Below are 6,975 nucleotides of genomic sequence, written 5' to 3'. Positions count from 1 at the left end.
TTCGAGCTCGCGGTGGCGGAGCTGCTGGAGCTGTACGCGACGGCCGCCAAGGGCACCGTCCCGCCGGCCGAACCGCCGGCCCTGCAGTCCGCCGAGTGCGTGATGCGTTCGGTGCGCTCGCGCAGCCCGGGCAGCCGCTCGGTGAGCGCGGTGCGGTCCGGCTCGGACTCCAGGCGCTTGAGCTCGTCGTCCAGCTCGTGCCCGTGCGCGCTGAGCCGCTCGAAGAGGCCGAGGGACTCCTTCAGAGGCTCGTCCTCGGCGACGGCCGCGTGCAGCGCTTCCTGCGTGGCCCGCATCGAGGTGCGCAGCTTCAGCCGGAGCTGGGCGAGTTCGCCCGCGGCGCCGGGCTGGGCGAAGGACTTGGCGCGCAGTGTGTGGTCCTCGACCGTGCGACGGGCCTGGGTGATACCACGGTCCACGCCGCGCTTGGTGGCGCCCACCACCTTCACCGTGGCGTACACCCCGAGCCCGAGAAAGAGCACGAAGAGCAGGGCGAAGACTGCGATCACTGCTTCCACAAGGGCTCCTCCTCAGGACGTCGCGGCGCCTCACGTCGCTCTTCAACGGTAAACGCAAAGGGCAGGTCCGGAGTTCCAGAAGAACCCCGAACCTGCCCGTAGGGGACCACCCCGAGAGCGGTCATGCCCATGGAGACCACCCCGAGAGCGGTCATGGCGGTAGGGGCCCCCGCCAGCGGTCCGTACGTCCTGGCGGCTACGCCGGAACGATGTTCACCAGCTTCGGCGCGCGCACGATCACCTTGCGGATCCCGGCGCCGCCCAGCGCGGCGACGACCTTCTCGTCCGCCAGCGCGACCTTCTCCAGCTCGTCGTCGGAGATCGACGGCGAGACCTCCAGCCGCGCCTTGACCTTGCCCTTGACCTGCACGACACAGGTCACGGTCTCGTCGACGACGTACGCCGGGTCGGCCACCGGGAAGTCCTGGTGCACCACCGAGTCCGTGTGCCCCAGCCTGCGCCACAGCTCCTCGGCGATGTGCGGGGCCAGCGGCGCGGCCATCAGCACCAGCGCCTCGGCGACCGGGCGGGACACGGCCCCGCCCTCCTTGGTCAGATGATTGTTCAGCTCGGTGACCTTGGCGATGGCGGTGTTGAACCGCATGCCCTCCAGGTCGCCGCGGACCCCGTCGATCGCCTTGTGCAGGGCGCGCAGCGTCTCTTCACCGGGCTCGGTGTCGACGACGGTCAGCTCGCCGGTCGTCTCGTCGACGATGTTGCGCCACAGCCGCTGCAGCAGCCGGAACTGCCCCACCACCGCGCGCGTGTCCCACGGCCGGGAGACGTCCAGCGGGCCCATGGCCATCTCGTACAGGCGCAGCGTATCGGCTCCGTACTCGGCGCAGATCTCGTCCGGAGTGACCGCGTTCTTCAGGGACTTGCCCATCTTCCCCAGCAGCCGGGAGACCTTCTCGCCCTGGTACCAGTACGCGCCGTCGCGCTCCTCCACCTCGGCGGCCGGCACCGCGATGCCACGGCTGTCGCGGTAGACGTAGGCCTGGATCATGCCCTGGTTGAACAGCTTGTGGAACGGCTCCGCGGAGGAGACGTGACCCAGGTCGTACAGGACCTTGGACCAGAAGCGCGCGTACAGCAGGTGCAGCACGGCGTGCTCGGCGCCGCCGACGTACAGGTCGACACCGCCGTGCGGCTGCCCCTCGCGCGGGCCCATCCAGTACTGCTCGATCTCCGGGTCGACCAGCTTCTCGGAGTTGTGCGGGTCCAGGTAGCGCAGCTCGTACCAGCAGGAACCTGCCCAGTTGGGCATGGTGTTGGTCTCGCGCCGGTATGCGCGCGGGCCACGCCCGTCACCCAGGTCCAGCGTGACGTTGACCCAGTCCTCGTTGCGCGACAGCGGGGTCTCGGGCTGGGTGTCGGCGTCGTCCGGGTCGAAGGTGCGCGGCGAGTAGTCCTCGACCTCGGGCAGCTCCAGGGGCAGCATCGACTCGGGCAGCGCGTGCGCGATGCCGTCCTCGTCGTAGACGATCGGGAAGGGCTCGCCCCAGTAGCGCTGGCGGCTGAACAGCCAGTCGCGCAGCCGGAAGTTGACGGTGCCCTCGCCGACGCCGGACCGCTCCAGCCAGTCGGTGATGCGGGCCTTGGCCCCGGCGACGTCCAGGCCGTCCAGGCTCACCTCGTCGTTCGAGGAGTTGATGATCTTCGCGTCGTACGACGAGAAGGCGTTCTCCCAGGTCGAGGTGTCCGTGCCGCGGCCGTCGGTCGGCTCGACGATGCAGTGGATCGGCAGCTCGAAGGCGCGCGCGAACTCGAAGTCGCGCTGGTCGCCGGCCGGGACGGCCATGATCGCGCCGGTGCCGTAGCCCATCAGGACGTAGTCGGCGATGAAGACCGGGACCTGCTCGCCGTTGACCGGGTTGGTGGCGTACGCGCCGATGAAGACGCCGGTCTTGTCCTTGGCCTCGGCCTGGCGCTCCACGTCGGACTTCGAGGCGGCCTGGGCGCGGTAGGCGGCGACGGCCGCACCGGGGGTCGCGTGGCCGCCGGTCCACACCTCGTGGGTGCCCTCCGGCCAGGCGGCCGGGGTGAACTTCTCGACCAGCGGGTGCTCGGGGGCCAGCACCATGTAGGTGGCGCCGAACAGGGTGTCCGGGCGGGTGGTGAAGACCGTGATGCGCTCGCCGTCGATGGGGAAGTCGACGCGGGCGCCCTCGGAGCGGCCGATCCAGTTGCGCTGCTGCAGCTTGATGGCCTCGGGCCAGTCCAGCTCCTGCAGGTCGTCCAGCAGCCGGTCGGCGTAGGCGGTGATGCGCATGTTCCACTGGCGCAGCTTGGACTTGAAGACCGGGAAGTTGCCGCGCTCGGAGCGGCCCTCGGCGGTGACCTCCTCGTTGGCCAGCACGGTGCCCAGCCCGGGGCACCAGTTGACCGGCGCGTCGGAGGCGTAGGCCAGCCGGAACTCGCCCAGGACGTCCGCCTTCTCGGCGGTGCTCAGCTCGCTCCACGCGCGCGTGTGGCCCGGTACGGCCCGCTCACCGGACTCGAACGCGGCGACCAGCTCGGCGATCGGGCGGGCCCGGCGGGCGTCGTGGTCGTACCAGGAGTTGAAGATCTGCAGGAAGATCCACTGGGTCCACTTGTAGTAGTCCGGGTCGATCGTGGCGAACGACCGGCGCTTGTCGTGGCCCAGGCCCAGCCGGCGCAGCTGGGACTTCATGTTCTCCATGTTGGCTTCGGTGGAGACGCGCGGGTGCGTGCCGGTCTGCACCGCGTACTGCTCGGCGGGCAGGCCGAAGGCGTCGAAGCCCAGGGTGTGCAGGACGTTGTGGCCGGTCATCCGCTCGAAGCGCGCGAAGACGTCCGTGGCGATGTAGCCCAGGGGGTGGCCGACGTGCAGGCCCGCACCGGAGGGGTACGGGAACATGTCCATGATGAACTTCTTGGGGCGGGCGGCGATCTCCGGGGCGCCGGCCAGGTCGCCCTTGGGGTTGGGCGCGGCGTAGGTGCCCTCGGCGTCCCAGAAGTCCTGCCAGCGTGCCTCGATCTCGGCAGCCATGGCGGCCGTGTAGCGGTGCGGCGCCGCCACCTCGGAGGTGACGGCGGGGTTCGTCTCGCTCATGATCCTCAAAGCTCCATCGATCGTCTCTGCCTGCGGCTGTCTGGTTCGAGAAACGAAAAATCCCCTCACACAGGAGGGGACGCCGCGCCGATGCCGGCCACTCGACTCGTCCGGTGGCCGGGACTGATCAGCGCGGCCCGCTAAGCAGAAGGCGTACGGCACGCATGGCGCTAGGGTACCGCAGGCCCTCAGCGCGTCGCGACGCGCTTCGAGGGACCGTCTCGGTGCCCGAAGAGCTGAACCAAGATCCAATGGTTACTTCGCGTAACAGCCGCTAAGGGGACATCGCAACAACCATATTGTCCTTTGATGACAACGCAATGCCCCAAACCTCGTACCCATCGGTATGGCTCCGCTTAGAGTTCGGCAGCGGGACCGCTGCCTTCCCGAACCGCTCGGAGTTGCCCCCATGAAGCCTCATCGCAGTAACACCTCGCCACCCCCGGTCGCCGGGATGTGGGGAGGCCGGCCGTGACGAACTACGACTCCACAGTGGACGACACGTTCGCCGACTTCCTCAACTTCGGTGTGGGCGTCCTGTCCCTCGTGTGCCTCACCTGCTCGGTGATCTGGGGCCTGGTCGCCCAGGACCGGATCCTCCTGGACACCCGCAGGCGCATCCTGGCGCAGGGCGTGCACCGGATCACGGCCGTCGCGTCGATCGTCTTCCTGCTGACGCACATCGGGGTCAAGCTGGCGCTCTCCCACACCTCGTGGGTCGCGGTGTTCATCCCCTTCGGGCTGTTCATCACCGGCGGCGACGACGAGATCATGGGGCGTTCGTTCCTCGTCGGCCTCGGCACCCTGGCCAGCATGCTCATGATCTTCGTGGGCATCACCGGCGCGCTGCGCAACCGCTTCGCGTCCCCCGCGCCCGTCGCGGCCCGCTGGCGGGCCATGCACATGCTGGCCTACCCGGCCTGGTGTGCCGCCCTGGTCCACGGCCTCTACGCGGGTCGCTCGGCCAAGCCGATCTTCGTCATCCTGTACGGCCTGTCCCTGGTCGGAGTGGCCGGCGCCCTCGCCCTGCGCGCGGCTCCGCGCCAGGTCAAGCTCAAGATCTCCGACAAGATCGCCTCGCTGATCGGGCCCGGTGAGGGCCAGGGCCGCAGGGACCTGGAGGAGAGCCGCGCCCGCGCCGGAAGCGGCGGCAGCGGCACGCTGCCCGGCTACGGGAGCCGGGAGACCCCCGCGCGCGCCATGGCGTCCCCCTCCGGACCGCTGTACGAGAAGGCGGAACGCACCTCGGCCAAGGAACCGGCGAACGGCTTCGCCGCCGCCTACCGGGCCGTCTCGGGCCCTCCCCAGGGCGGACAGGCCTTCGCGCCCGGGCCCACCACCAGCATGCAACTGCCGCTGGACATGCAGCCCACCGAGACCATCCCGACCGTGGACGGCCCCTCCAGCACCTCGGGCAACTGGCCGATCCCGTCCCCGCCACCGGTCGGCGAGGCCCCACCGTCGGCCTACGACCCGCTCCAGGACACGGGCTTCAACATCCCGCCCTACGACCCCCTGCAGGACACCGGACAAAGCGTCCCGGCCTATGGCAATCCAGGCGCCGCCGGCTACGGATCGAGTGACGTGTACGACACGGGTGAGACGAACGCCGTCTACGACACGTACTACCCGAACGACACGTACAACAGCGGTCCCGCCAATGAAACAAACCCCGGTGCGTCCTATGACTTCGACGCACCGGGATCGGGCGAACCTTGGAACACGCCTTCCGGAGGCTTTAAGTGAACGAGGCCCTGCCCGACGTACCCGAAGTCCGTGTAGTCGGTCTTCCTCAGCTCACGTCGGGCTTCGACCTTGTCGATCGGCTCGATCTGCCCATGCATCTCAAGGTGCACGGGCCGCTCGAGCCGATGGGCGGCGAGCAGCTCGCGCAACTCGCCGAACGCATCAACCTGAAGGGCCGCGGCGGCGCGGGCTTCCCCTTCCACAAGAAGCTGCGCTCGGTCGCCGATGCGGCGATCAAGCGCGGCGTCCGGCCGGTCGTCGTCGTGAACGGCAGCGAGGACGAACCGGCCTGCCGCAAGGACACGGTGCTGATCAACCGTGCCCCGCATCTGATCCTGGACGGCGCGCTGCTGTGCGCCGAGGCCCTGGGTGCCCGCACGCTCGTGGTGGGGGTCACCCGTGAGTCGACCCAGCGCTCCATGGAGGCCGCGCTCGCCGAACGCGGCCTCAGCAACGGCCGCCGCTCGGCGCTGCGCGCGCGTGTCCAGCGCAACCCGGTCCGCATGGTCACCGGTGCCGCCGCGTCGCTGATCCGCTCGATCGACGGCGGCCCGGCCATCCCGCCCGGCCGCAAGGTCAGCGCCTCGCAGAACGGCGTCGGCGGCGCCCCCACCCTGCTGTCCAACGCCGAGACCTTCGCCCAGCTCGCGATCGCCGCCCGCATCGGCCCGGAGCGCTACGGCAACACCGGCCTGTACGACGAGCCGGGCACCGTCATGCTCACGGTCTCCGGCGCGGTCGCCCGCCCCATGGTGATCGAGGTCCCGACGGGCGTGCCGCTGCGGTACGTCCTCCAGCTCGCCGGCGCCCCGCCGGTACCGCAGGGCGTGCTCACCGGCGGCTACCACGGCAAGTGGATCGACTCGGCGACGGTCAACGAGGCGGTCGTCTCCCGCAACTCCCTGGACGCGGTGGGCGGCGCACTGGGCGCCGGTGCGATTCTGCCGATCACTCAGGACACCTGCCCGCTGGGCGAGTCGCTGCGGGTGGCGCAGTGGCTGGCCGAGGAGAGCGCGGGCCAGTGCGGCCCCTGCTACCTCGGCCTGCCGGCCGCCGCACGCGGTCTGGAGGACATCCTCAACGGCGGCGGGCCGGCCGCCCTGGAGGCCCTCAAGCAGGTCGCCAAGAACGTGAAGCGGCGCGGCGCGTGCTCGCACCCGGACGGCTCCGCGATGTTCATCGAGTCGACCATCAAGGCTTTCACCGACGACCTGGCCGCCCACGTCCTCGGCAACGGCTGCGGACGGCCCGTGGAGGGCGTTCTGCCGCTCTTCGAGGGCGGTAGGGCCCCCACGGGCATCCCGGGCGGCGGAGAGTCCGAGGAGAACGGCCCCAGCCGTCAGAAGATCTATGTGGACTGGACGCTGTGCCGGGGCCATGGGCTGTGCGCGGACATCCTCCCCGAGGTGTTCCAGCTGGGCGCCGACGGCTTCCCGACCGTGGCGCAGGCGCAGGTGCCGCGGTACGCCGAGGCCAAGGCTCTACGCGCGGTGCGCCGGTGCCCGGCTCTGGCGCTGCGCCTGGAGGAGGGAAGCGCGCCGGGAGCGCCGTCCCGCAATCTCCCGGTCCTCTCCCAGGGCCGCGGCCGCCGCGCTCTCGGCCGCTGAGCACAGACACGGCGGGCCCCCTGTGGGC

At 70.3% G+C, this 6,975-nt stretch carries 3 protein-coding genes and 1 pseudogene; 2 read left to right on the top strand and 2 right to left on the bottom strand.

Going from position 1 to position 6,975, the window contains the following annotated elements; genetic code table 11:
- Window positions 1-518, bottom strand: a pseudogene (locus tag ABZ281_RS30645) (hypothetical protein); the annotation flags it as partial.
- A gap of 196 nt (window positions 519-714) precedes the next feature.
- Complete coding sequence (leuS, locus tag ABZ281_RS30640; RefSeq protein ID WP_356660717.1) at window positions 715-3,594, bottom strand: leucine--tRNA ligase; 2,880 nt, start codon at window positions 3,592-3,594, stop codon at window positions 715-717.
- A 471-nt stretch (window positions 3,595-4,065) separates the two neighbouring features.
- Here leuS and ABZ281_RS30635 point away from each other — a divergent pair, with 471 nt between their 5' ends.
- Together ABZ281_RS30635 and ABZ281_RS30630 are read left to right on the top strand one after the other, a co-directional pair.
- Window positions 4,066-5,340: a cytochrome b/b6 domain-containing protein gene (locus ABZ281_RS30635; RefSeq protein ID WP_356660715.1), complete on the top strand. Its 1,275-nt coding sequence runs from the start codon at window positions 4,066-4,068 to the stop codon at window positions 5,338-5,340.
- Window positions 5,337-6,947: an NADH-ubiquinone oxidoreductase-F iron-sulfur binding region domain-containing protein gene (locus ABZ281_RS30630; RefSeq protein ID WP_356660713.1), complete on the top strand. Its 1,611-nt coding sequence runs from the start codon at window positions 5,337-5,339 to the stop codon at window positions 6,945-6,947. The genes ABZ281_RS30635 and ABZ281_RS30630 overlap by 4 nt, the downstream gene beginning before the upstream one ends.
- Window positions 6,948-6,975: the final 28 nt, after the last annotated feature.

The organism is Streptomyces sp. NPDC006265, assembly GCF_040613555.1.
GTDB lineage: Bacteria > Actinomycetota > Actinomycetes > Streptomycetales > Streptomycetaceae > Streptomyces.
This window is presented reverse-complemented; position numbering and strand designations above follow the sequence as displayed.